Below are 23,721 nucleotides of genomic sequence, written 5' to 3' on the forward strand. Positions count from 1 at the left end.
CCGATTTAGCAGCCAGACTCGTCAATGGCGTAGGTCGGGGTCGCGTCAGAGGCGCTGGCCGGAGTGTACTGTACCGCACAGGTGCTGGTGTTGTACTCGGCATCGTAGATCAGGATGGGAGTGCCGCTGCTGTCGTCAACCAGCCAGGAAACACCGGGGCCAGAGGCAATACCGGACTCTTCCAGCACTTCCACAATGGCAGCGGCATCTTTCACGTAGCCGTTAAAGGTGTTGACGGTTGTGCCGTTGCCATCGATCTCAACGGTGGTCTGATCGCCGGACTCCAGGCCCTGGATCGCCGCTTTGGAGAAGACCAGGGCGTTGGCGCCCTTCAGGGCCCCTTCGGCGCCGCTCAGGGTGGCGATGCGGGCATCACTTTGCAGGTTGATGAACTTGGGTGCGGCCACCACGGCCAAGATGCCGAGGATGATGATCACCACCACCAGTTCGATCAGGGTAAAACCTTGTTGACGTTTCATAGAGCGCTCCTAGCAAAAAAAGAAAGCAAAATTGGTCAGTTAATGGTTATCAGTTGTTGAAGCTCAGCACCTGGCCGGAGGCCGGGTTGTAGGTGAACCCCTTGCCCACGGTCACGTCGTCGTCGTTGGGACGGCCGTTGTTGGGGTCGAGATCCAGGGTGCTTACCAGGTGGTAGACGCAGAGATCGACGTTGTTGACGGTGTTGCCGTTGGGGTCGATCACGCTGCCGCCGGCGGCGTTGTCCACGGAGATGGCGTAACGGGCGTTGCGGGCGTCCTCGTTGGAGAGCACGTTCATCGGCGGGCTCTGCAGGATGTCGTTAAAGGCACTCTGGCAGGCGGCACTGTTCATGCCGTTCGGCGCACGGCCAGCATCGCCACTGGGGTAACCGAACTGGTTCACGCCCACGGCCACGCCGTCCAGCACCACGCTGTCGGCGGGGCGACCGTCCACTTCCCACTGGGCGCGCACGATGCCCACGGCGGAGGCCACACCGCCACCCACACCTTCACTGGAGGCCTTCTCCGCCTCGTCCGTGATGTTGATAAATTTCGGCAGGGCCACTGCGGCCAGAATGCCCAGGATCACCACCACAATCACCAGTTCCACAAAGGTGAAACCTTGCTGTCGTTTACTCATAAACACCTCCGTGTCAAAGGTTAAGTTACGCATCTTCGTTTACTCCGCCCCTCTAAAAGGGCTTTTACTTCAGCGACCTACAGTCTGGATCACCAGGCTGCCTGTACGACCGAAATAGGTCATCTCCCGGTCACTGCCCAAGCGGTAATGGCAGCGATCCGGGTGTCGGGGGTCCGAGCGGATGGCCGCCAGGATCCCCTGGGAGGGCTGGCCCATCAGGGCCCGCCACAGGGTTTCGCAATCGGGGCTGGGCTGAGGCCAGCCTCCCTCCGGGTCCAGAACCAACTGAACCGGTTGTCCGTCGGGGCTCTGCCACGCCAGCTCAGTCTGCCGCGGGTGTTGCAACCACTGACCCCGCACCAGGGTGATGGCGTCCAGCCAGCGGCGCTTGACCAGCTCCGTGGGCACCGGGTCCGGGCTGCCCCAGTAACGTAGCCCCAGGGCCAGCACCGTGGCCACCACCAGCAGCACCAGCCCCAGGTGCCAGGCCTGGAACAGCTCTGCGCTGGCCCGGTCCTGGCGGTCCATCAGCGCCCCTGCACGGCATTGAACATGTCCCACATCGGCAGGTAGATCCCCAGGGCCAGCACCAGCACCATGCCCGCCACCAACACCAGCAGGATGGGTTCGATCTTGGCGGTCAGACCCTTGAGTTCGTAATCCACCTCGCGCTCGTAGAACGCGGCCACGTCATCGAGCAGCTCATCGATGCGTCCGGTCTCCTCCCCCACGGCGATCATCTGCAACACCAGTGGGGTGAAGAGTTCGGCGCTGCCGGCGGTGCGGCGAATGGTGTCGCCCCCCTCGATCCCCCGGCGCATGCCGATGATGCGATCGTGCATAAAGCGGTTGTCCACGGCGTCCGCCACCAGGGACAGCGACTGGTTCACCGGCACCCCGCCCCGCAGCATCATCGACAGGCTGCGGGCGAAGCGGCTCAGGCTGGCCCGGGTGACGATGGAGCCGACGATGGGCAGCCGAAGCTTCCAGGTGTCCCAGCGCAACCGACCGGCGGCGGTGCCCAGCCAGATCTTCAGACCCAGCAGCCCCCCCACCAGGCCCACCAGCAGCAAGGGCCAGTAGCCGACGAAAAACTCGGAGGTGGCGATCAGGATGCGGGTGGGCAGCGGCAGCTCGGCGCCAAACTTGGCGAACATCTGGGCGAACTTGGGGATCACCAGGATGTTGAGCACCGCCACCGCCACGGCGATGAACCCCAGCACCAGCACCGGGTAGCGCAGCGCCGCCTGGATCCGCCGCCGGGTGTCCTGCTCCTGCTCCAGGTGCCCGGAGAGGCGCTCGAACACCTCGTCCAGCTTGCCGGTATTCTCCCCCACGTGAACCATGGCCACGTACATGGGGCTGAACACCCGGGGATGGGCGTTCAGGGCCGCCGACAGGGTGCGGCCGGCGGTCAGTTGTTCGGTGATGTCCTGCAGGGTCTCCCGCAGCAGCGGGTGGCGCTGGCTCTCCGCCAGGCCCGCCAGGGCCTGCAACAGCGGGATCCCGGAGCGGGTCAGGGAGAGCATCTGACGGGTGAACATCAACAGCTCCGCCAGGGGGAGCCGCCGCTGCAGCAGCCGCTTCCAATCGATGGCGGTGCTGGGCTCGAAGGGCTCCAGGCTCAGGGGGATGATGGCCCGGCGCATCAGCTGGTCCGCCGCCGCGCTCTCGCTGGCCGCCTCCAGTTCGCCGGTGACCCGGGTGCCGGTGCCGTCCCGCCCGGTGTAACGATAGAACCCCATCTCAGCTCACCCCCTCCGGGGTCGACAGCCGCTGGGACAGGGTGCCGCCGAGCTCGGTGGCGTCCTCCACCAGCTTCATCGCCTCCTCCAGGGTGGTCACCCCCTGCTGGGCGTACTCCAGAGCCGCCAGCGCCAGGGGCTGGAACTGGCCACTGGCCCGTACCGCCTGGGCAAAGGCCTCGGCGTCGCTGCGTCGCAGCGCCTCCACCATGGGCTCATCCAGCTCTAGCATCTCGTAGACGCCGATGCGGCCGCGGTAACCGCTCTGGTTGCAGCGCTGGCAGCCCTGGCCCCGTTTGAAGGGGTGGGCCAGCAGGGCTTCGCCGCCGACGTGGGCCAGCCAGGCTCTCTCCCCCGGGGTCAGTGGGTGCTCGGTGGCGCAGTGGCCGCAGATCCGGCGCACCAGGCGCTGGGCCAGGATCGCCCGCAGGGCGCTGGCCACCAGGTAGGGGGCGGCCCCCATGTCGATCAGGCGCAGGGTGGAGCTGATGGCGTCGTTGGTGTGCAGGGTGGAGAGCACCAGGTGGCCGGTCAGGGCGCCCCGCAGGCCGATCTCCACGGTCTCCTGATCCCGCATCTCCCCCACCATGATGATGTCCGGATCCTGACGCAGGGTGGTGCGCAGCACCTGGGAGAAATCCAGGCCAATTTTGTGGTTGACCTGCACCTGGCTGATCCGCGGCAGACGGTATTCCACCGGGTCTTCCACGGTGATGATCTTGCGCTCCGCCTGGTTCAATTCGTTGAGCACGGCGTAGAGGGTGGTGGTCTTACCGGAGCCGGTGGGGCCGGTCACCAGGAGCATGCCATGGGGCCGCCCCACCTGGGCGCGCACCCGCTGGATCAGCGACTCCGGCATGCCGGTCTCCTCCAGCTGCAGCAAACCGGCGGACTGGTCCAGCAGACGCATCACCACGGATTCGCCGAACTGCACCGGCATGGTGGAAAGCCGCACGTCGATCTCGTGGCCCTTCACCGACATGTGGAATCGGCCGTCTTGGGGCAGGCGCTTCTCGGAGATGTCCAGCCCCGCCATCAGCTTGATCCGCAGCACCAGCGCGTTGGCCACTCTGTACTCGGAGAGGGTGGTCTCCATCAGCTGGCCGTCCACCCGGTAACGGATCCGCAGCAGCTTCTCGTCCGGCTCGATGTGAATGTCCGAGGCCCGCACCTGTACGGCGTCCTCGAAGATGGACTGCAGCAGACGCACCACCGCGGTGTCGTTGTCCGCGTCTTCGCCCACCAGGGCATCCAGGCTGAACTCCGACTGACCGCTGTACTCCTCCTCCAGCTCACCGGCGATGGAGGCGATCTTCTCGGTGTGGCGGTAGAGGTTGTCGAAGGCGTCCAGCAGCTGCCCCTCGGTGGCCACCGCCAGCTTGATCTGGCGGGGGGCCAGCAGGGTCTCCAGGGTATCCAGGGCCCCAAGGTCCGCCGGATCGCTCATCGCCAGGGTCAGGCTCTCCTCGTCCCCCTCCACCACCAGGGCCCGGTAGCGGCGGGCGTGGACCTCCGGCAGCAGCTGCACCAACTCATTGGGGATGCGGCGGCGGCTGAGATCCAAAAAGGGGATGGCCATCTGTTGGGCCAGGAAGCTGAGCAGCTGGGACTCGCTGATGAGATCCAGCTCGATCAGGGTGCGCCCCAGCTTGCGGCCACTCTGTTTCTGGGCCGCCAGGGCGTGTTGCAGTTGTTCGTCGGTGATGATCCCTTCGTTGACCAGCAGATCACCCAGACGTTGCTTCAATTTGGTCTTCATCGGCGCTCCAGCAGGGTCAACCGCTCGCGGGCAAAGGCCTGCGCGGCGGCACTCAAATCGTCACTCTCCAGGGCCTGGCGATAGGCGGACTTAGCCCCGCCCAGGTCCCGTTCGCTGTCCCGGGCGTAGCCCAGACCCAGCCACCAGGCGCCCCGTTGGGGCTCCGCCTTCAGCAGCGCCAGGTAATCGTCTTTGGCCAGGGCCAGCCGGCCCAGTTGTTGGGCCAGGGCGGCCCGTTTGGCCCGCCACTGGGGATCCGGCGTCAAGCGGGTGGACCAGTCCAGCCACTGGCCCGCCAGTTCGGTTTCGCCGCGGGCCAGGCTTTGCTGGGCCGCCAGCAAGGGGTAGCCCGCCTGGTCCGGGTAGGCCCGGGCGGCGGCCATCAATTGATCGTCCACGCTGCCCCGTTGGCCCTGCAGACCCAGCAGCTCCAGGCGCGCCTCGTGCAGGTTGGGCGCCAGACTCAGTGCCTCCTCCAGCAGCGGCTCGGGATCCGCCTCCTCGCCGGCGCGCTGCCACAGCCGCTGGGCCTGCTCCTCGGCGCTCAGGGCCGAGGGCTGGATCGCCAGCACCTGGGGCGCCGGTTTGGGCGCCGGCTTGGGCTTCGGATCCGGCATGGGCTCCGCCGCGACCGGAGCCACGACCTCACGTGCGGCAGTGTCCGGGGCGGTGCTGGCCTCGGCCGGCGCCGGGGCGGCACTGGGCTCGGGCTGAGCCGGTGCCGGTGCCGGGTCGGCAACCGCTTCAGCGGGTGTGGTCGCCGCTTCGGTCACCTCGGTCGACGCGGCCGGAGCCAGGGTCTCGGCCGGCGCTTTCGAAGCGGTGTCGCCGGACGCCGTCTCCTCGGCCACCGTGGGCGCGGAGATCGCCGCGCCACTCACTTCGACGCTGGCTTGGGGCACCGTCTCCGCCGACAGGGCCAGCTGGGGGACGGCACGCCAGGCGTGACTCAGGGTGGGCCACCAGGCCCACAGGGCCGCCGCCAGCAGGGGCGGCAGCAGCCACAGGGGCGAGAAGCGGCGTCGGGGCGCCGGCTTGGCGCTGGCGTTCACCGGCTGGGGCATCGCCCCCCGGCCGCCGCGCAGCTCCAGCGCCTTAAGGGTGTCGTTGATCACGCTCATACCAGCCCCTCCGGCCACCAGCGAGCGGCCAGGCCGCTGCCCAGCAGCAGCACCGCCAGGGCCACCAGCCACCACAGCCGGGTCTGTTGCCAGAGTCCGGGCCAGGGGCGGGCCGCCTCGGTGTCCGCCACCACCGCTTTGATGGTCTGGGTGCGGATCCGCTGATCCCCCTGACCGAAACTGAGCATCAGCGCCTTGTGGCTGAGCACGTTCAGCAATCGGGGCACGCCGCCGCTGGCCTGCCACAGGGCGTCCAGTTGGCCGGCGCTGAACAGGGCCTCGCCCCGGTAACCGGCCACCTGCAAGCGGTGCTGCAGGTAGTTGCGGCTCTCCTCCCGGGTCAGGCCCCGCAGTTGGTAGGAGAAGGTGATCCGCTGGCGCAGTTGGCGCAGGTTGGGCTGAGCCAGGCGCTGGTCCAGCTCGGGCTGACCGAACATCACTACCTGCAGCAGCTTGAAGCGCTCGGTTTCCAGGTTGGTGAACAGCCGCAGCGCCTCCAGGGTGTCGTCCGGCAGGGCCTGGGCCTCGTCCAGCAGGAGCACCACCTGGCGTCCGGCCATGGCCAGTTCCATCAGCTTGTCGCTGATGGCGGCGGTCAGCTGTTGTTGGTCCGCCTGGACGCTGACCCCCAGCTCGGCGGCCACCGCCCGACGCATCTCGTCGGGGCTCAGGAAGGGGTTGGGCAGGTAGGCCACCTGATAACGGTCGCTCACCTCCCGCAGCAGTTTTCGACAGAGCAGGGTTTTGCCTGTGCCCACTTCACCGGTCACCTTGATGAACCCCTCGCCCGCCGCCAGGGCGGTGTGCAGCACCTGCAGCGCCTCCTGGTGGGGCGCCAGCTCGCAGTAGAACTGCGTGTTGGGGGTCAGGGTGAAGGGCAGCTCCCGCAGCCCGAAGTGGTACAGGTACATGGGTCAGCTCTTATTGGGGTACCAGTCGTCCAGGGTCTGGCGCGAGCGCTCCAGCTGCTTCTGCCAGGTGCCCGGCTCCACCACCACCGGCCGAAGCAGGATCACCAGCTCGGTCTTGGCGTTGCGTTGGCTGCGGTTGGTGAACAGCTCACCCAGCCAGGGGATCTGGCCCAGCACCGGCACCTTGGACTCCACCTGTTCGGTGAGGGTCTTCATCAGGCCGCCGATCACCACCACGTCGCCGCTGTGGGCGCGGATCATGGTGTCCGACTCTCGGATCTGGCTCTGGGCCAGGGGCAGTTCCAGGGTGGTGTCCAGGGCGGTGATCACCTTGGTCTGCTCGGAGATGTCGGTGACCGAGGGGTGCACGTGCAGCAGCACCTCGCCGTTCTCACCGATCTGCGGCGTCACGTCCAGGGCGATGCCGGAGAAGAAGGGGGTCAGCTCCACATCCGGGGTGGTGATCGGGGTGTCCGAGGCTACGGTGGTGGCGCTGATGTCGGTGACGAAGTACTCGTCGGTGCCGACCTTGATCACCGCCTTCTGGTTGTTGATGGCGGTCACCCGCGGGCTGGAGAGGGTGTCCACGTCGCCCTGGGTGTCCAGCAAAGTGACCACGGCGTTGAAGTCGGTGCCACTGAAACTGATGCCGGTGATGCCGCCGATGACGTCGGTCACCCCGTTGCCGAACTGGCCGTCGCTGGTGCCAAAGGAGATGTCGGTGCTGCCGATGCTGCCGGTCACCTCGCTCCAGTTGATCCCCTGCTGGTAACCGTCGCTCAGCTGCACCTCCAAGATCCGCGCCTCCAGCACCACCTGGCGCTCGAGGTTCTGCTGGGCCTGACCGAGGAACTGTTCCACCTCCCGCAGTTCGTGGGGGAAGGCGCGCACGGAAACCAGCCCCGCCTGGGGCAGGGTCAGCACCTGGCGACCTTCGCCGCTGCCCACCAGCTTCTCCAGGGTTTTCTCCAGCTGGGCCCAGAAATCGGTTTCGGTGCGGGTCTCGATAAAGGTGCCGTTGGTGGAGTTGCTCTGGCGGCTGCCGCTGCGGTTGTTGCTGCTGTTGCGACCGCCGCTGACGTTGCGGTTGTTGCCGCTGGCGCTCTGGTTGTTGTTTCCGTAGTCGTCGGTCAGGCGGCCGGCGTTGACCGAGGTCAGGCTCAGGCCGTTGCGCTGCATCAGCAGGTAGTTGACCGGGAAGGTCTGGCTGCGCATGCCCGCGGGGTAGATCTGCAGCACCCGGCCCTGGTGGCGGATGTCGTAGCCGTACAGGTCCTGCACCGTCTGCAAAACGTCATCCAGGGTGACCCGGCGCAGGTTCAGGGAGATCTGACCGCTGACCCCGGGGTGGATCGCCACGCTGTAGGGGCTGTCCTCCACCAGGCTGGCGAAAAATACCTGGGCGTCCACGCCCCGAGCCGCCACGTCGATGAGCGGTGCCTGGGGCGCCTGGGGGGCGGAAGGGCGCGCGCCCTCCAGCTCCTGCTGCAACAGCGGGGAGAGGGCCGGCGGCGGGGTCACCGCCTGGGCGGCCTCGCTGGCCTCGGCCAGGGCGGCTTTGCTCTCGCTTGGGTCCGGGCGCGATTCCGGCAGGTTCTGACACCCTGCCAAGGCACCGCTGAGCAGGGCCAGGGCCAGGGTCCGTTGCTTCATCAGTCCCATCGGGTCTCCTGATTCCGTTCACTTAACTTGGGAAAAAGGCTGAGGATCTGGCCATCGGCCAGCACCACGCCATCGCGCCGGATACTCCGGACCCGGCTCTGTCCATAGGGGTCGCCTTCGCGGAAGGTTTCGCCGTCGATCACCGCCAGGCGGTTGTCGCCCTCCACCAGGATGCTCTGCAGCACGCCGGCCGGGCGCGACTCGGCCACCGGTGCCGCCAGCCAGGCCGGCGGGCGGGTGGGATCCTGCGCCGCCTCAGCGGGGGCGATCAGCAGCAACAGCGTCGGTATGAGTACCCACACGGATCGGCTCCTTCTCTGTGCCCAGGGTGTCCAGTCGCAGCTGCAACCGGGCCTTGGGGTAACGGGTCACCTGGTAATCCAGGAGACGCCAGTAAAAACGCTGTTCCAGCTGCTCCATGCGCTCCAGCGCGTCCATCAACTTGAAGTAACTGCCCTCCAGCTCCAGGTGGACGCCGTGACGGTAGAGACCGCCCTCCTCCACCAGGGCTTCCGGGGGCTGAATCCGCATGGCGATCAGGGTCACCCCCTCGGTGCGAGCCAGCAACTGGGCCAGCACCCCGGACATCTGCTCCGGCAGGATGAGATCCACCAGCTCCTCCTCCAGCGCCGCCTGGGCGTCGGTCAGCTGGGTCTTGAGCTTGGCCAGTTTTTCGTTGAGCTCGTCATTGGGGTTGCCCGCCAATTGGCTCTGCAGCTGACGCATCTCCCGCTTCATCTCCTTGGCCTGCTGCTGGCTGCGATCCAGCCCCTGCTCGAGACGGCTGTTGGCCTGGGCCATGGGGTCCAGCACCAGGGCCCACAACAGCAGCGCCAGCCCCACCAGGCTGGTGAGGGCGATCAGGCCACGTTCGCGGCGGCTCAGGGCGTCGAACTGGCGATTCAGGGTGGTCCAGGCGTTCATGGCTGCCCCTCCTCATCCGCCAGGCCGTGGCCGGCCACGAAGTGCACCGGCTTGCCCGCTTCCCCCTGGATGCTCAGCTGGCTCAGGGAGCGCCCCTGCAGGGAGGGTTGCTGACCGAGGCGGTCCAGCCAGGCGGGCACCGCGGCAGCGCGCTGGGCCTGGCCGCGCAGCAGCACGCTGGACTGGGCCAGCTGGAAGCGCTCCAGCCAGACCTGGTTGTCGCTGCTGTTGGCCAGGTCCGTCATCAGATTGGAGAAGCCCGGCTGGGTCAGCAGGGCGTCGCGGTCCAGCACCTGGGCCAACCGCTGATAGGCCGCCAGGCGAGCCTCGGCCTGCTCCACCGCCGCCACCAGTTCCGGTCGCGGTTGATGGGCACGCACCTGCTGGGCCAGTTGGGCCAGCTCGGCGGACAACGCCTGCTCTTCGGCCCGGGCCTGATCCCACTGGGCGCTCAGGGCATCGCCACTGCGGTGCAGCTGACCGGCCAGGGCCAGGGCCAGCACCAGCACCGCGGCCACCGCCTTAAGCAGGCGAGGTAGGGTCAGGCGCGCCTTGTCCGGCAGCAGGGCCGGCGAGTAGAGGTTAACGCTCCGCTTCATCGGCTCTCTCCAGGGCGGCCGCGTGGGCCAGCCAGTTGTGCGGGGGGCGTTCCGCCGTGGTCAGGCCCTCCACCGGCACCCCCAGCTGGGCTTCCAGAGTGGGTTGCAGCAACGCTTGCTGGGCCAGGGGCAGCACCAGACTGACGCCGGCGATGGCGGGTTGGCGCAGTTGGCGGTCGAGGTAATCGATGGAGCGCTGCAGCTCCAGTAGCAGGGCGTCAAACAGGCCCTGATCCAGCTCGGTGGCGCTCAGGCTGTCGAGCTGGTTGAAGCCGCGCACCTGGCGGCTGAGCAGCAGTTGACCGCCGACGCCGATCAGCACCTTGAGGGGCTGACCCGGCAGGTGCCACAGCAGCATCTGCGGTCGCGGGTGTTCCGGCAGCAGGTTGAGCAGGGCCAGCTCTTCGATGGTGATGATCCCCGGCTGGAAACCGGCGTCGTCCATGGCCCCGGCCAGGGTGGCCAGCTGCTGACGGTCGGTCACCACCACCTGCAGCTTGTCGCTGCCGGCCGGTTGCACCGCCAACTGGAAGTAATCGAGGTGGATGCGCTCCATGGGCAGGTTGACCAGGTCCTTCACCGCAAAGGGCAGGGCCGCGGCCAGTTCGTCGTCGCTTACCTTGGGGCGATCCACGGCGTGGATCTGGTAGTGGCCGTCGGTCAGCACCCACTGCAGACGGGCCGGACCGAGGGTTTTATGAAGCTGTCGCCAGGTGCTGGCGTCACGCCCAGTGAGGGTGACCGGGGCACCCTGGCGATCCAGAATGACGGCGCTGTCGCCGTGCAGACACCCACCCAAGAGCGGGCAGGGGGATGACCTCCCTGTTAACCAACTGAGCACAAAGCCCCCTAAAAATGACCCTAAATTATTGTTCTTACGCCGTTAAGCCTTTGTAAGACTTATTATCCGTTTCGACTGGTTATTACAAACAATATTATGCCGTCAAAGCTTTGACGCCGCCAATTAAATCACGATGAAGCCTGCTCATCTCATAATGAGGCAGACTCGTCGTAGGCCTCGGCGCCCCCGAACCAGCTGCCCTGGCCCCCGTGCACCCCCAGCGCCTTGAGCGCCTGCCACTCCGCCTCCTCCTCGATCCCCTCCGCCAGCACTCGCACCTTGGCGTGGCTGGCCGCCTGCAGCAGGCTGGTGATGAACAGTTGGTTCTCCGGACGCAGGGGCAGCTGGCGCACCAGGCTGGGGTGCAGCTTGATCCAGTTGACGCCGAAACGGTCGATGTAATCGGTGCGCTCCACGGTGTGGCCCACCCCGTCCACCGACAGCTGCACCCCAAGGCGCTTAAGCTCCAGGATCACCGGCGCCAGCTGGTCGGCAAACTGCACCAGCTCCCGCTCGTTGAACTCCAGGATCAGCTGGGCGCGGCGGGCCTGGTAGTTGGCCAGCAGCAGGGCCACCGACTTGCCGAAACGGGGGTGCAGCAACGACTCGGCGGCAATGTTGATGCTGAAGGGGATGGGGTTGTCGCTGTTGCGCATCTGCTGCAATCCCAGCTCCATCAGCACCCGCTCGATGCGGGGGGTCAAGCCGCAGCGACGGGCCATGGGCCGGTAGAGGGAGGCGCGCACCAGATTACCCTGGGGATCTTGCATGCGGCTGAACAGCTCCTGGCAGAGCAGCTCGCCGTGCTGGTCGCGGATCGGCTGGTAGAAGGTCACCAGGGCCTTGCGGGCCAGGGCGTTCTCAATCAGGCTGCGCCAGCGCACCGTACCCTGGGCCAGCTCCCGGTCCACCGCGCCCTTGTCGTACATGAACCAGTTGCTGTGGCCCTGCAGCTGGGCGGCCCGCAGCGCCATCTCCGCCTCCTCCATCACCTGCTCGGGGCGGTCTCCCTGGTTGAAGTAGGCCAGGCCCAGGTGCACCAGCTCCTCCCGGTCCGCCCCTTGGGGCAGCTCCAGCCGGGTGCTGATCTTCTGCAGCCGGATCGCCAGCCCTTCGGCCTCCTTCAGCGGCAGCATGGGCACCAGCAGCGCCAGCTCCAGCCAGTGACGGCGGGCGAACACCGCATCGGCGTGCTCCTCCAGCAGCGGCTCACAGAGATCCACAAACTGGCGCAGCACCGCCACCCGGCTCTGGATATTGAGCCCCTCCAGGCCGCCGAACTGGATCAGGCACACCACTCCCTGCCCCTCCATCTCCCCCGCTTCCGCCAGGGCGGTGAGGCGGGTTTCGAAGAACATGGCGTTGCCCAGCCCCAGCTCACTGTCGAGGAAGGTGTTGGCGCGGATCCGCCGATCCAGCTCCAGCTTGGCTTCCCGCTCCCGGCGCCACAGCCGGTGCAGCTTGATCAGGGCCCGGCCCGCCGACAGGGGACGCTCCCCCTTCAAGGAGTGGGCGGCGGCATCCAGGTCACCGCTGTTGATGCGTCGGGCCCGGCGGGCCAGGATCTCCACCCCCGCCATCTCCCGGTTGAGCCAGAGGTACCCGGAGACCACCACCGCCAGGGCCGCCACCAGCCCCAGGGCGATCAGCACCCACTCCTCCAGGCCAAACCCCAGCAGCAACTTGGGCCGGGCCAGGGTGACCTTCATGATGTTGCCGGAGCGCAGCACCCGGGTGTAGGTGACCGCGGGGCGCCGGTCCTCGGCGGCTGCCCGCCACTGGTAGACGACGTCGCCGCCGCGCAGCAGTTGCAGCTCCCGGGCCCGGTAGCTTTTGAGCATGTCCGGCAGCCAGACGGTCATCTGGTCCAGGGGCACCCCCCGCTCGTACTGGATCTCCACCACCCGAGACAGGGCGCTGACCGCCAGGTCCTGGTTGCGATTGGCGTGGGAGAAACTGGCGGTCCAGGCGCTCAGCAGCAGCGCCAGGGTGACCATGGAGAGAGAGGCGATCCAGAAACTGATCAGCCGTTGGGTCTGTTCGTGCGTTTTTTTCATCCGTGATCCCAGGCCGCTTCCGACTTCTATGCGGCATTCTGGTACAAAAATCCCCGCTTACGCGGGGATCTGTCAACTTAATTCGTGGCTGCGGGCCGGGCCCTCAGAACGGAATGTCGTCATCCCAGCCCTCATCCAGGTCCGGGGTGAAGTTCTGGTTCTGCTGGTTTTGCTGATTCTGCTGGGGCTGGGCCGCCGGCTTGGCCGCCGCCGGACGGGACTGGCCGCCCTGTTGGCCGCCGCTGAAGTTGCTGCCGCCCTGCTGGCCACCGCTGAAGTTGCCGCCGCCTTGCTGGCCGCCGCTGAAGTTGCCGCCGCTTTGCTGGCCGCCGCTGAAGTTGCCGCCGCTTTGCTGGCCGCCACCGAAGTTGCCGCCGCTTTGCTGGCCGCCGCCGAAGTTGCCGCCGCCCTGCTGGCCGCCACCGAAGTTGCCGCCACCCTGGCCGCCACCGCGGGAGTCCAGCATCTGCATCTCGTTGGCCACGATCTCAGTGGTGTAACGATCCTGACCGTTCTGATCCTGCCACTTGCGGGTCTGCAGCTTGCCTTCGATGTAGACCTTGGAGCCCTTTTTCAGGTACTCGCCGGCGATCTCGCCCAGGCGGCGGAACAGCACCACCCGGTGCCACTCGGTACGCTCCTGGCGCTGACCCTGCTGGTCTTTCCAGCTCTCGGAGGTGGCCACGGTGATGTTCGCCACCGCGTTGCCGTTGGGCATATAGCGCACTTCGGGATCTTGCCCCAGGTTACCTACCAAAATGACTTTGTTGATGCCACCGGCCATCGTTCTCTCCAACCTTAAATTTGATCGCCACAGCGTACCACAGTGGCAAGGAAAACTTCACGCCTCGCGACGCTCGCGAAGCGCGGAAAATCGCTCAGCCCTGCAGCACCGCCCGGGCCCGTTCGATGTCGAACACCTCGTCCACCTTGAGAAAGGCCGCCTGCTGCTCGGGGATGACGATCACCTCTTTGATCCCCGGCAGGGCCGACAGGGCGTTGGCCAGTTCACCGGCGTGAGCGCGGTCACGCACCTGGGCTTCCAGGGTGAGGCTCTTGGCCAGGGCCGGTTCCGGCATCCACCACATGTAGGCCAGCCACAGGGCGATCAGCGCCGCGCAGAGGCCAAACACCCCCTGGGCACCCAGGCTCTGGTAGAGAGCGCCCCCGAGGATCCCGCCGAGAAAGGCGCCACCGAACTGGGCGGTGGAGTAGATCCCCATGGCGGAACCCTTGTCTCCGGGCGGGCTGAGGCGGGAGATGAGGCTGGGCAGGGCCGCCTCCAGGTAGTTGAGGCCGATAAAGAACAGCACGGTGCCCACCGCCAGGGCGGTCAGATCCTGCACGCCGGTGGTGAGGATCACCATGGCGGCCAGTTGCAGCGCCATGGCAAAGAGGAAGGGGGTGCGGCTGGTTTTCTTCTTCACCCCGTAGAGGATGATGGGCACCATCAGTACCAGCGCCAGCACCATGGCGGGCAGGTAGAGGGTCCAGTGCTCTGCCTTATCCAGGCCGGCGTCCACCAAGGCCAGGGGCAGGGCCACGAAGAGCGCGGTGATCAGCAGGTGCAGCACCATGATGCTGACGTCGAGGCGACGCAGTTGGGGATCCTTGAGCAGGCCCCAGAGCCGGGCCGGCACCGCCACCAGGTCGCCGGTGGGGGCCTTCTGCACCGAGTTGGGCACCATCACATGGACCACCACCAGTGCCAGGATCGCCAGCACCGCGGTGAGGGCGAACAGGCCACTGAGGCCGGTTCGGCTGGCCAGGGTGGGGCCGGCCACCAGGGCCACGGCGAAGGAGAGGCCGATAAAGGAGCCGATCACCGCCATCACCTTGGGCCGCTGCTCGTCCCGGGTCAGATCCGAGGCCAGGGCCAGCACCGCCGAGGCCACCGCCCCCATCCCCTGCAGGGCGCGGCCCAGGGCCACCAGGTAGATGGACTCCGCCACCGCCGCCACCACGGAGCCGACGGCAAAGAGGATAAGACCCACGGTGATCACCGCCTTGCGGCCGAAGCGATCCGAGGCCATCCCGGCGGGGATCTGCAGCAACGCCTGGGTCAGGCCGTAGGCACCGATGGCGATCCCCACCCACAGGGGGGAGAACCCCTCCAGGCCCTGACCGTAGGTGGCCAACACCGGCATGATCAGGAACAGGCCGAACATCCGCAGGCCGTAGACGCTGGCCAGGGAGAAGGCCGCGCGTTTTTCGATGGCATTGAGGCCCTGACTCACTGGGCAAATCCTCGAAGGTTGTTATCGGAAATGGGCGACAGTGTACCAGAGGTTACGTCACTGTAGAGGCCGTCATGCCCGAGTAAAATGGTCGGGTTAGGCTAACCCCGCCGCCCGATTGAGACAATCGACCCGCTCACATCCTGACAACCGCGCCCCGGTTCTGGGACTTGGGTATCATTTTGCCCACAATCAGCCACACTTTGCCGCGCCTGTCTTTTGCACCGGGACAGGGTAAGATGATTCTTTCGACCTCTAAGTGCCGAGCCCGATGGACAACATAGACGTACGGGGTGCCCGCACCCACAACCTCAAAAACATCAATCTCACCATCCCCCGGGACAAGCTTATCGTGATCACCGGCCTGTCCGGTTCCGGCAAGTCCTCGTTGGCGTTCGACACCCTCTACGCCGAGGGGCAGCGCCGCTACGTGGAATCCCTCTCCGCCTACGCCCGTCAGTTCCTGTCGCTGATGGAGAAGCCGGACGTGGACCACATCGAGGGGCTCTCCCCGGCCATCTCCATCGAGCAGAAATCCACCTCCCACAACCCCCGTTCCACCGTGGGCACCATCACCGAGATCTACGACTACCTGCGACTGCTGTTCGCCCGGGTGGGGGAGCCCCGCTGCCCGGAGCACGAGGTGGCCCTGACCGCCCAGACCGTCTCCCAGATGGTGGACAAGGTGATGACCCTGGAGGCCGGCTCCAAGCAGATGCTGCTGGCCCCGGTGATCCAGGGCCGCAAGGGGGAGCACGCCAAGCTGCTGGAGTCCCTCGCCGCCCAGGGCTTTATCCGCGCCCGCATCGACGGCGAGGTGTGCGATCTCTCGGATCCGCCGGCCCTGGACCTGCACGTCAAGCACACCATCGAGGTGGTGGTGGACCGCTTCAAGGTGCGGGACGATCTCAAGCAGCGCCTGGCGGAGTCCTTCGAAACCGCCCTGGAGCTGTCCGGCGGCATCGCCACCGTGGCCCCCATGGAGGGCGACGAGGAGCCGCTGATCTTCTCCGCCAACTTCGCCTGCCCCTTCTGCGGCTACTCCATGAGCGAGCTGGAGCCGCGGATCTTCTCCTTCAACAACCCCGCCGGCGCCTGTGGCACCTGTGACGGCCTGGGGGTGCAGCAGTTCTTCGACGAGGAGCGGGTGGTCAGCAACCCGGAGCTGTCCCTGGCCGGGGGCTGCATCCGCGGCTGGGACAGACGCAACTTCTACTACTACCAGATGCTGCGCTCCCTGTCGGAGCACTACGAGTTCGACATCGAGGCCCCCTGGGAGACCCTGCCGAAGAAGATCCGCCAGCTGGTGCTGGAGGGTTCCGGCCGGGAGAGCATCAACTTCAAGTACGTCAACGACCGCGGTGACACCGTGGTGCGTCGCCACCCCTTCGAGGGGATCCTCAACAACATGCAGCGCCGCTACAAGGACACCGAGTCCAACGCGGTGCGCGAGGAGCTGGCCAAGTACATCTCCACCACCCACTGCCGCAGCTGCGGCGGCTCCCGATTGCGGGAGGAGGCGCGCAACGTCTTCGTGGCGGAGACCACCCTGCCGCAGCTGACCGAGTGGTCCATCGGTGAGGCCCTGGCGTGGTTCAGCGACCTCCAGTTCGAGGGCCAGCGGGCCAAGATCGCCGAGAAGGTGCTCAAGGAGATCCACGACCGGCTGGGCTTTCTGGTCAACGTCGGCCTCAACTACCTGACCCTCTCCCGCTCCGCCGAGACCCTCTCCGGCGGCGAGGCGCAACGGATCCGCCTGGCCAGCCAGATCGGCGCCGGCCTGGTGGGGGTGATGTACGTGCTGGACGAGCCCTCCATCGGCCTGCACCAGCGGGACAACGAGCGGCTGCTGGCCACCCTCACCCACCTGCGGGACCTGGGCAACACCGTGCTGGTGGTGGAACACGACGAGGACGCCATCCGCGCCGCCGACCACATCATCGACATCGGCCCCGGTGCCGGGGTGCACGGGGGCGAGGTGGTGGCGGACGGCAGCTACGACGACATCATCGCCAGCGAGCGCTCACTTACCGGCCAGTACCTGTCTGGCAAGAAACAGATCGCCGTACCGGCCCAGCGCACCCCCTACGACGCCAAGCAGGAGATCCGCCTGTCCGGGGCCAGCGGCAACAACCTGAAGAACGTGGACCTCACCATCCCGGTGGGGCTGATGACCTGCGTCACCGGGGTCTCCGGCTCCGGCAAGTCCACCCTGATCAACGACACCTTCTACAAGATCGCCCATCGCGAGCTCAATGGCGCCACCGTGGACGAGCCGGCCCCCTACCGGGAGGTCACCGGTATGGACCACTGCGACAAGGTGGTGGACATCGATCAGAGCCCCATCGGCCGCACCCCCCGCTCCAACCCCGCCACCTACACCGGGATCTTCACCCCCATCCGGGAGCTGTTCTCCGGCACCCAGGAGGCCAGGGCCCGGGGCTACAAGCCCGGCCGCTTCTCCTTCAACGTCCGCGGCGGTCGCTGCGAGGCCTGCCAGGGGGACGGGGTGATCAAGGTGGAGATGCACTTCCTGCCCGACGTCTACGTGCCCTGCGACCAGTGCAAAGGCAAACGCTACAACCGGGAAACCCTGGAGGTGCAATATAAGGGCAAGAGCATCCACGAGGTGCTGGAGATGACGGTGGAGGAGGCCCGGGCGTTTTTCGATGCCGTACCCGCCATCGCCCGCAAGCTGCAAACCCTGATGGACGTGGGCCTCTCCTACATCCGCCTGGGCCAGAGCGCCACCACCCTCTCCGGCGGTGAAGCCCAGCGGGTCAAGCTGGCCAAGGAGCTGTCCAAGCGGGATACCGGCAAAACCCTCTACATCCTGGACGAGCCCACCACCGGCCTGCACTTCCAGGACATCCAGCTGCTGCTGGACGTGCTGCACCGGCTGCGGGACCACGGCAACACCGTGGTGGTCATTGAGCACAACCTGGATGTGATCAAGACCGCCGACTGGATCGTGGATCTGGGCCCGGAGGGGGGCGCCGGCGGCGGCACTATCCTCACCACCGGCACCCCGGAGCAGGTGGCCCAGTGCGCCGAATCCCACACCGCCCGCTTCCTGAAGCCGATGCTGAAGTAGCGCAGCAAACGGCAATCACAACGGCGCCCCTGGGGCGCCGTTTTTGTTCTTCCCCATGCAGCCACTGCGTTAACCATGGTGCAATTGACGGCTCCCACCCTTCAAAACCGAGTTATTCCGTCAGCCCACTTCCGTTAGGATGCCGCCCCATCGCCGGGGCAGGCCGCCCCCAACGCCTGACCGACTCAGATGGGGACCACTATGACCAATCGATTGCCGCCACCGGCTCGGCCACGCTCCATCGCTCGGCGAACTCCCTGGTGGATCGCAGGCCTGCTGGTCCTCTGCGCCCAATCCGCCCGGGGGCAGAGCTTTGAGATCGAGCTGGGCGCCTTCTGGGCGCTGAGTAGCACCGATCTGACGGTGTATGACCCGATCTTTGAGCAGGACCGCCTGCTCAACTTCGAATCCGAATTGAACCTGCCCCACAACCAGACCCTGGCCTACCTGGATCTGGAGTATCGATTCCAGCCTCGCCACATGATCTACCTGGACTGGCGCCGGCTGCACCGCACTGGCGAAAACCACGGCGTGATGGATCCGTTCCAATTCACCTGGGACAACCAGCGATACCAGGTGGATACCGGCTCCTACCTGGCCACCGAGCTGAACGTCGACATCGTTCGCTTCGGCTACGGCTACCGCTTTTACCAATCCGAAAAGATCGCCGCCGATCTGCTCACTGGCCTCCACTTCACCCATCTGAAGCTGGGATTCCGTGGCGATCTGGAGATGACCGCTGCTCCCACCCATGTGCCCGGCTCCTACAGCGAATTGCACCTGGAAGTGGCCAACAGCGTCACCGCGCCGCTGCCCAGCCTGGGATTGCAGATGGAGTACCAATTGGGCAAAAAGTGGCAGATCAGAAGCCATCTCCAGGCCTTCTACCTGAGCATGGGGGAGATCTCGGGATGGATGGGGGAAGCGGAGATCGCCGCACGTTATCACATTACCGATGCGCTCAGTGTCACCGCGGCGTACAGCTACTTCCAGGTGGGGGTCGATTACCAGCCGGAGTACAGCGACCTGAACGTGACTCACCGTTTCTATGGGCCGATGGCCAAGCTGGCCTATCGCTTTTAACGCTGTCTGACCATGGCCAAGCACCGAGGCTCCAAGCAAAAACGGCGCCTGAGGGCGCCGTTTTTTGTGTGGTCGTCGTCTCGGCGGCGGTCCGGGATCAGGCCTTCATCAGGTAGGCCAGCACCTCCACCACCTGCTCCGGCGATTCGGCCCAGGCCTGGGCGGCGCCATCCACCTCCTTAAGGGCGTGCACCAGGGCCGCGTCGTGCAAGGTGATGTAGGGTTTGCCCAGGGCGGCGCAGTAGCCGGCGTCGAAGGCGGCGTTCCACTGGCGGTACTTATCGCCGAAGCGGATCACCGCCATATCGCAGCCCTGGATGGCGGTCTGGATGCGGATGGCATTGACCTTGGCGGACTTGTGGTCCCGCCAGAACCCCTGCTCCTCCTGGCCCAGGCGGTCACCGGCGGCGTCGCTGGCGGCGTGGTCGGTCACCGCCGAGCTGAACTGGATGGCCAGCCCCCGGGCCTCGCAGCCCTGGATGATCTGCTGACGCCAGTCGGAATGGATCTCGCCGGAAAGGTACACCTTGAACGCCATGGTCTTAGCTCCTGTTTGCTGGCGGTGGTCGTGGGAGCAGGGTACCACGTTCTCCACCATGGACGGGGAGGGGCTCACCCCTCAGCCTCAAAGCGAATGGGGTAGACCTTCAGGTAGTCCCGCACCAGCCAACGGATCAGGGCGCCATACACCCAGACTGTGCCGAGAAACCCCAAGTTGCCCACCAGCGTTCCGTTGATAAAGACCGTCAGCGCGCTCAAGCCGAAAAACGCCAGGGCGTAGGCCAGATCCAGGAAGAAGCACCAGGGATTGAAATAGCCCGACAGGCACCCCCCCGCCACCGGCATGCCGTAATGCATGGGGAAGGGCAGGCCGCCGACGCACACCTCGGCGTTGCGCTTGTAGGCGACCATCGGGTTGATGAAAAAGCCGTAAACGCCTCCAGCCAGGACGGCCAGCCCCACCCAGATAAGCATAAAGCGGGAGAGGGGGGTGGTCAGCCAGAGCGGGGCGTGGTGGATGACGTAACCGAGCTGCAGGCCCAACACCACCAGGCTTGCCACCCCGACAACCCAGACCCGATCAAGACGCATCGGGCTGCGCCAGGTAACTCAGCGCCTCCATCACCGCCTGGCGGCCCTGGTTCAGCACCGCCTGCCGCCACTGGGGATCGTCCGGGTAGAAGGCGCGCATCAGGCATTGCTTGAGATCGGCGGCGCGGGGGGCGGCCGGATCGCCATAGTGGTGCTGCCAGTTCTCCGCCCTCAGGGCCTTGAGCACCGCCAGGGGCGTCAGGGTGCCAAACTCCAGACTGGCGGCGGTTACCCGGGCGTCGGGCAGCCAGTCCGCCAGGGCCAGCTTGAGGGTGGCCGCCAGATGGGGTGAAACCGACTCGCCGGACACCGTGGTCTTGACCGGCACCGCGTGCCAGATCGTCCGCGCCCGCCGGAAGGCGGCCGAGTCCACCGGCCGGTTAAGGATCAGTTCGGCGGCCCCCATGGCCCCCAGCCCGGTGTGCACATCCAGCACCACCACCTCACCGGCCCCGGACAGGTGCCGACGGAACAGGGCTTTGAGGGTGTACCGAGACCAGGCGGGCCCCTGGCCGCCGAAGAAAAGGCCGGTGGGGTGGCGATACTGCCCCTGGCTGATGGCCGCCTGGGTGGCCTTGGGCCCCGCCAGCAATCGGTAGCCAAACAGCCGCCCCCAGGCCAGCGTTTCGCTGAGTGGCCCCAATTGGCGGGGGGCCAGCGCAGTGGCCAGGGCATCGTAGCCGGGGTTATCCGGGTGAGGGACGTGGTGATCGAGGAAGTTGCGATTAAGGTCCACGTTCTGCTCGTTGACCCGCCGTCGGTGCGCCATGCCATAGGGGTTGATGGCGTGGATCATCATCAGGCCCACCCCGTCAGGCAGCCGGGCGGGCAGCCCCTCCTCCAGCAGCGCCCTTTGCAGACCCGAGCCGGCGAACCCCTCCACCCCATGGGTGCCCGAGCTCAGCACCAGCACCCGATCAGCAGGCTTGGGCCCGAACCAGGCCAGATCCAGGCTGAGATCGCCATGGTCCGGCAGGGGATGGCTCTCCAGGCGACCGCCGTGGCGCAGGGCCCCTCGGCGAAAGGCGGTTCGGGCCTCGTCGTAGCCGGCGGAGAAGGGGCCCAGATCCCCCGCCAGGTAGTCCGGGTCCGCCGCCGGACAGGCGCGGTGGGTTTGGGTGGCCAGGGTGACCAGACCCGCCAGGCCGAACAGCAGCAGCGCTCCGGCCAGGGCCCCTCGGGGCTTCACTGGGCCGTCCCGTTGCTGCCGTAGATCCATTTCAGTAGCAGCGGCGTGGCCAGGGTGGTGACCACCGCCATGATCACCACCGCCGAGAACATGTGGGTGATGATGGGGGAGTCCCCCAACTCAAACAGGCCCGCCTTAAGGGCGATGTCGGCGATCACCAGCTCCACTGCCCCCCGGGCGCTCATCCCGGCGCCCACCGCGGCGGACTCCTGCCAGCTGAGCCCCATCCCCTTGGCCGCCAGGCCGGAGCCGAGGAACTTGCCGGCGAAGGCCGCCACCAGCAGCACCACCACAAACAGCGGGATCTCGGTAAAGGCGCTGAAGTCCAGGTGCAGGCCGACGGAGGCGAAGAAGATGGGGGCCAGGAAACCGAAGGTCATGGCGGAGGTCTTGGCCCGCACCGCCCGGTAGGCCGCCTCATCGATGGTCTTGCGGCCGAAGAACAGCCCCGCCATAAAGGCACCGACGATAAAGTGCAGCTCCAGCAGCTCCGCCAGCACCGAGAAGAACAGGGCGCCGGTCAGCAGGGCACTGAACTCGAACTCCTTCTGTTTGAACAAACCGATAAAGCGCCCCCCCAGGGGGAAGAGGAAGACGCCGATAAGCCCGGTGATGACGAAAAACAACACCACCTTGAACAGCAGGGTGCCCACCATCAGGCCGCTGGTGGGCTCGCCGCCGATCAGCGCCGTCAGCCAGGCCAGCAGAATAAGGCTCAGAACGTCATCGAACACCGCGGCGGAGACGATGATCTGGCCAGAGGGGGACTCCATCTGCCCCAGATCCATCAAAATCCGCACCGTGGCCGGCACGGCGGTGATCGCCAAAGCGGTGCCCAGGAAGATCGACTGGGCCAGCAGCGCCTCACCGGGGGGCAGGAAGAGGTAACCCAGCCCCACCCCCAGTGCCATGGGCACCACCATCCCCGCCACGGCCACCGCCAAGGCGCCCTTGGAGTACTCCACCAGGCGGCTGGGCTGCAGCTCCACCCCGGCAAACAGCATGATGAAGAACATCCCCAGGTCGGTGATGGTGGAGAACACGGGACTGGCGCTGAGGCCGGCGATCTGGGGCAGCAGATCCTGGTATTGGGCGGCGAAGGTGCCCAGGGCGATGCCGGCCACCAGTTCGCCCATCAGCCCCGGCTGGCCAAGCCGCTCCGCCACCTCGCCGAAGGCGCGGGTGGTGACCAGGAGCACCAGCAGAATGAAGAAGAGTTCCATAACGCCTCGGACGAGGGAGCGTCGTCCGCCAGCGGTGGCGGGCACCTAAAAGCATAGTCCATGGAGGCCAGAGCCGTTGAAATGGCAGGGAAAAAAGCGCGAATCATCGAGAAGTCGAACACCGGGGCGCGCCACATTAACAAAAGCTCACAAAGCAGTCAGCTGCCGTTCATCCGGACTGTGGCACACTGTTTTCAGATTCAACCGACCATCAAAGGAGGCTCGATTGAAAACCCGGTTTCTTCGCACCTGGCAGCAGGCCAGTCAGGCCGCCCTGGCTCAAGGCCGAGGTGGGCCCGCCCGCACCCTGCTCGGCGGTGCCCTGTTGGCGGTGGCCGTGCTCTTGATGCTGCCCATCGCCCTGCTGCTGATGCTGTTCCAGCTCGGCCTGATGCTGATCGGCGCCGTAGTGATGCTGATCCGCGGCCGCCAGCCCCGCCCAGTGGTGTTTCACCAGACCGGCTACCGCCGCGAAAAGGTGATCAACCCCGACATCGGCGGCCAATAACCCCAGTTCTTCACCGGGCGGTACCCCGTTTTGCTAGCCCTTGTACCGCTCGGTGTCCCCCGGTTTACGCAACATCTTATCCACCTCATCCGCGTGCAGGGTTTCCGCCACGATCATCTCGCGGGCGTACTCCTCCAACACCACTGACTTGTCTCGCGTCAGATCCAACAGCCGGAAGTAGAGCGTCGCCACCTCCCGCTCGTGGGCCAGGCTCTCCCGCAGAATGTCCCCGATGTCGTGCTGCTTGGACTCCAGCAGCGGGCCGATGGCCAGCGAAGGGTGGCCGCCAAGCATGGTCACCAGCTCCCCGGCCCGGTGGGCGTGGGCCAGGCTTTCATCGGCGTTGCTTTTAAGCCAGGAGACGATGGGGATCCGCCCAAAGCCATAAACCATCAACGAGTAGTGGGTGTAACGCACCACCCCCGCCAGCTCCATCTCCATGATCTGATTGAGCAGGGCGATCACCGCCTTGTTGTCCAAATCCGACATGCCACACCTCCGGATAACTAGGGTCTTATCAAGGTGTAGACCAGATGGCGGCCGGGGGGGAAGCAAAG

At 66.3% G+C, this 23,721-nt stretch carries 23 protein-coding genes; 3 read left to right on the forward strand and 20 right to left on the reverse strand.

The genetic code is table 11. From position 1 onward, the window contains the following. Window positions 1-5: 5 nt before the first annotated feature. The 15 genes from KUV81_RS13540 to KUV81_RS13610 form a co-directional block, all read right to left on the reverse strand. On the reverse strand, window positions 6-479 hold the full coding sequence (locus KUV81_RS13540; protein ID WP_222544415.1) for a prepilin-type N-terminal cleavage/methylation domain-containing protein: 474 nt from the start codon (window positions 477-479) through the stop codon (window positions 6-8). 49 nt (window positions 480-528) lie between these two features. Then, window positions 529-1,119, reverse strand: a complete 591-nt coding sequence (locus KUV81_RS13545; RefSeq protein WP_222544416.1) for a prepilin-type N-terminal cleavage/methylation domain-containing protein — start codon at window positions 1,117-1,119, stop codon at window positions 529-531. Window positions 1,120-1,188: 69 nt separating this feature from the next. After that, a complete protein-coding gene (locus tag KUV81_RS13550; protein WP_222544417.1) occupies window positions 1,189-1,647 on the reverse strand; it encodes a hypothetical protein in 459 nt (152 codons plus the stop codon). Then, on the reverse strand, window positions 1,647-2,864 hold the full coding sequence (locus KUV81_RS13555) for a type II secretion system F family protein (protein WP_222544418.1): 1,218 nt from the start codon (window positions 2,862-2,864) through the stop codon (window positions 1,647-1,649). Before KUV81_RS13555 ends, KUV81_RS13550 begins: the two co-directional genes overlap by 1 nt. A gap of 1 nt (window position 2,865) precedes the next feature. After that, complete coding sequence (locus KUV81_RS13560) at window positions 2,866-4,623, reverse strand: GspE/PulE family protein (RefSeq protein WP_222544419.1); 1,758 nt, start codon at window positions 4,621-4,623, stop codon at window positions 2,866-2,868. Beyond that, entirely contained in the window at window positions 4,620-5,744 is a 1,125-nt protein-coding gene (locus KUV81_RS13565; RefSeq protein ID WP_222544420.1) for a hypothetical protein, read from the reverse strand. The genes KUV81_RS13560 and KUV81_RS13565 overlap by 4 nt, the downstream gene beginning before the upstream one ends. Further along, window positions 5,741-6,655 carry an ExeA family protein gene (locus KUV81_RS13570; RefSeq protein WP_222544421.1) on the reverse strand — a complete coding sequence of 305 codons (915 nt, stop codon included), beginning with the start codon at window positions 6,653-6,655 and terminating at the stop codon, window positions 5,741-5,743. Before KUV81_RS13570 ends, KUV81_RS13565 begins: the two co-directional genes overlap by 4 nt. A gap of 3 nt (window positions 6,656-6,658) precedes the next feature. Continuing rightward, window positions 6,659-8,317 carry a pilus (MSHA type) biogenesis protein MshL gene (gene mshL, locus KUV81_RS13575; RefSeq protein WP_222544422.1) on the reverse strand — a complete coding sequence of 553 codons (1,659 nt, stop codon included), beginning with the start codon at window positions 8,315-8,317 and terminating at the stop codon, window positions 6,659-6,661. Then, window positions 8,308-8,619 (reverse strand): general secretion pathway protein GspB, encoded by a 312-nt coding sequence (locus tag KUV81_RS13580; protein WP_222544423.1) that lies wholly within the window; start codon window positions 8,617-8,619, stop codon window positions 8,308-8,310. Before KUV81_RS13580 ends, mshL begins: the two co-directional genes overlap by 10 nt. After that, window positions 8,573-9,241 (reverse strand): type II secretion system protein GspM, encoded by a 669-nt coding sequence (gene gspM / locus KUV81_RS13585; protein WP_222544424.1) that lies wholly within the window; start codon window positions 9,239-9,241, stop codon window positions 8,573-8,575. Before gspM ends, KUV81_RS13580 begins: the two co-directional genes overlap by 47 nt. Then, on the reverse strand, window positions 9,238-9,840 hold the full coding sequence (locus KUV81_RS13590; RefSeq protein ID WP_222544425.1) for a PilN domain-containing protein: 603 nt from the start codon (window positions 9,838-9,840) through the stop codon (window positions 9,238-9,240). Before KUV81_RS13590 ends, gspM begins: the two co-directional genes overlap by 4 nt. Continuing rightward, window positions 9,824-10,639, reverse strand: a complete 816-nt coding sequence (locus tag KUV81_RS13595) for a hypothetical protein (protein ID WP_222544426.1) — start codon at window positions 10,637-10,639, stop codon at window positions 9,824-9,826. The genes KUV81_RS13590 and KUV81_RS13595 overlap by 17 nt, the downstream gene beginning before the upstream one ends. Before the next feature lie 191 nt (window positions 10,640-10,830). Beyond that, on the reverse strand, window positions 10,831-12,738 hold the full coding sequence (locus tag KUV81_RS13600; RefSeq protein WP_222544427.1) for an EAL domain-containing protein: 1,908 nt from the start codon (window positions 12,736-12,738) through the stop codon (window positions 10,831-10,833). Window positions 12,739-12,841: 103 nt separating this feature from the next. Further along, window positions 12,842-13,522: a single-stranded DNA-binding protein gene (locus KUV81_RS13605; RefSeq protein WP_222544428.1), complete on the reverse strand. Its 681-nt coding sequence runs from the start codon at window positions 13,520-13,522 to the stop codon at window positions 12,842-12,844. 94 nt (window positions 13,523-13,616) lie between these two features. Next, on the reverse strand, window positions 13,617-14,975 hold the full coding sequence (locus KUV81_RS13610; protein WP_222544429.1) for an MFS transporter: 1,359 nt from the start codon (window positions 14,973-14,975) through the stop codon (window positions 13,617-13,619). 271 nt (window positions 14,976-15,246) lie between these two features. Between KUV81_RS13610 and uvrA the strand changes: the two genes are divergently transcribed. Both uvrA and KUV81_RS13620 read left to right on the forward strand, forming a co-directional pair. Beyond that, window positions 15,247-18,069 (forward strand): excinuclease ABC subunit UvrA, encoded by a 2,823-nt coding sequence (gene uvrA / locus KUV81_RS13615; protein WP_222544430.1) that lies wholly within the window; start codon window positions 15,247-15,249, stop codon window positions 18,067-18,069. A gap of 201 nt (window positions 18,070-18,270) precedes the next feature. Then, window positions 18,271-19,152: a DUF481 domain-containing protein gene (locus KUV81_RS13620; protein ID WP_222544431.1), complete on the forward strand. Its 882-nt coding sequence runs from the start codon at window positions 18,271-18,273 to the stop codon at window positions 19,150-19,152. A gap of 97 nt (window positions 19,153-19,249) precedes the next feature. On the opposite strand, the gene KUV81_RS13625 is transcribed toward KUV81_RS13620, so the two are convergent. The 4 genes from KUV81_RS13625 to KUV81_RS13640 all read right to left on the reverse strand — a co-directional run bounded on the left by KUV81_RS13625 (window position 19,250) and on the right by KUV81_RS13640 (window position 22,656). Continuing rightward, complete coding sequence (locus tag KUV81_RS13625) at window positions 19,250-19,690, reverse strand: YtoQ family protein (RefSeq protein WP_222544702.1); 441 nt, start codon at window positions 19,688-19,690, stop codon at window positions 19,250-19,252. 74 nt (window positions 19,691-19,764) lie between these two features. Further along, a complete protein-coding gene (locus tag KUV81_RS13630; protein ID WP_222544432.1) occupies window positions 19,765-20,244 on the reverse strand; it encodes a hypothetical protein in 480 nt (159 codons plus the stop codon). Further along, window positions 20,234-21,433, reverse strand: coding sequence for a M14 family metallopeptidase (locus KUV81_RS13635; protein ID WP_222544433.1), 1,200 nt, complete (start codon window positions 21,431-21,433; stop codon window positions 20,234-20,236). Before KUV81_RS13635 ends, KUV81_RS13630 begins: the two co-directional genes overlap by 11 nt. After that, on the reverse strand, window positions 21,430-22,656 hold the full coding sequence (locus tag KUV81_RS13640) for a cation:proton antiporter (RefSeq protein WP_222544434.1): 1,227 nt from the start codon (window positions 22,654-22,656) through the stop codon (window positions 21,430-21,432). Before KUV81_RS13640 ends, KUV81_RS13635 begins: the two co-directional genes overlap by 4 nt. Window positions 22,657-22,882: 226 nt before the next feature. Between KUV81_RS13640 and KUV81_RS13645 the strand changes: the two genes are divergently transcribed. Next, window positions 22,883-23,164, forward strand: a complete 282-nt coding sequence (locus tag KUV81_RS13645) for a hypothetical protein (protein ID WP_222544435.1) — start codon at window positions 22,883-22,885, stop codon at window positions 23,162-23,164. Between the two features lie 33 nt (window positions 23,165-23,197). Here KUV81_RS13645 and KUV81_RS13650 read toward each other — a convergent pair whose 3' ends face one another. Continuing rightward, window positions 23,198-23,653: a bacterioferritin gene (locus KUV81_RS13650; RefSeq protein WP_222544436.1), complete on the reverse strand. Its 456-nt coding sequence runs from the start codon at window positions 23,651-23,653 to the stop codon at window positions 23,198-23,200. Window positions 23,654-23,721: the final 68 nt, after the last annotated feature.

Source organism: Ferrimonas balearica (genome assembly GCF_019802085.1).
In the GTDB taxonomy this organism is placed as follows: domain Bacteria; phylum Pseudomonadota; class Gammaproteobacteria; order Enterobacterales; family Shewanellaceae; genus Ferrimonas; species Ferrimonas balearica_B.

Bases quoted from the DNA above. Each gene is read 5' to 3' on its own strand.
- KUV81_RS13540 (WP_222544415.1), bottom strand. From the start codon at position 479: ATGAAACGTCAACAAGGTTTTACCCTGATCGAACTGGTGGTGGTGATC.
- KUV81_RS13545 (WP_222544416.1), bottom strand. From the start codon at position 1,119: ATGAGTAAACGACAGCAAGGTTTCACCTTTGTGGAACTGGTGATTGTG.
- KUV81_RS13550 (WP_222544417.1), bottom strand. From the start codon at position 1,647: ATGGACCGCCAGGACCGGGCCAGCGCAGAGCTGTTCCAGGCCTGGCAC.
- KUV81_RS13555 (WP_222544418.1), bottom strand. From the start codon at position 2,864: ATGGGGTTCTATCGTTACACCGGGCGGGACGGCACCGGCACCCGGGTC.
- KUV81_RS13560 (WP_222544419.1), bottom strand. From the start codon at position 4,623: ATGAAGACCAAATTGAAGCAACGTCTGGGTGATCTGCTGGTCAACGAA.
- KUV81_RS13565 (WP_222544420.1), bottom strand. From the start codon at position 5,744: ATGAGCGTGATCAACGACACCCTTAAGGCGCTGGAGCTGCGCGGCGGC.
- KUV81_RS13570 (WP_222544421.1), bottom strand. From the start codon at position 6,655: ATGTACCTGTACCACTTCGGGCTGCGGGAGCTGCCCTTCACCCTGACC.
- mshL (WP_222544422.1), bottom strand. From the start codon at position 8,317: ATGGGACTGATGAAGCAACGGACCCTGGCCCTGGCCCTGCTCAGCGGT.
- gspM (WP_222544424.1), bottom strand. From the start codon at position 9,241: ATGAACGCCTGGACCACCCTGAATCGCCAGTTCGACGCCCTGAGCCGC.
- KUV81_RS13590 (WP_222544425.1), bottom strand. From the start codon at position 9,840: ATGAAGCGGAGCGTTAACCTCTACTCGCCGGCCCTGCTGCCGGACAAG.
- KUV81_RS13600 (WP_222544427.1), bottom strand. From the start codon at position 12,738: ATGAAAAAAACGCACGAACAGACCCAACGGCTGATCAGTTTCTGGATC.
- KUV81_RS13605 (WP_222544428.1), bottom strand. From the start codon at position 13,522: ATGGCCGGTGGCATCAACAAAGTCATTTTGGTAGGTAACCTGGGGCAA.
- uvrA (WP_222544430.1), top strand. From the start codon at position 15,247: ATGGACAACATAGACGTACGGGGTGCCCGCACCCACAACCTCAAAAAC.
- KUV81_RS13620 (WP_222544431.1), top strand. From the start codon at position 18,271: ATGACCAATCGATTGCCGCCACCGGCTCGGCCACGCTCCATCGCTCGG.
- KUV81_RS13625 (WP_222544702.1), bottom strand. From the start codon at position 19,690: ATGGCGTTCAAGGTGTACCTTTCCGGCGAGATCCATTCCGACTGGCGT.
- KUV81_RS13630 (WP_222544432.1), bottom strand. From the start codon at position 20,244: ATGCGTCTTGATCGGGTCTGGGTTGTCGGGGTGGCAAGCCTGGTGGTG.
- KUV81_RS13640 (WP_222544434.1), bottom strand. From the start codon at position 22,656: ATGGAACTCTTCTTCATTCTGCTGGTGCTCCTGGTCACCACCCGCGCC.
- KUV81_RS13650 (WP_222544436.1), bottom strand. From the start codon at position 23,653: ATGTCGGATTTGGACAACAAGGCGGTGATCGCCCTGCTCAATCAGATC.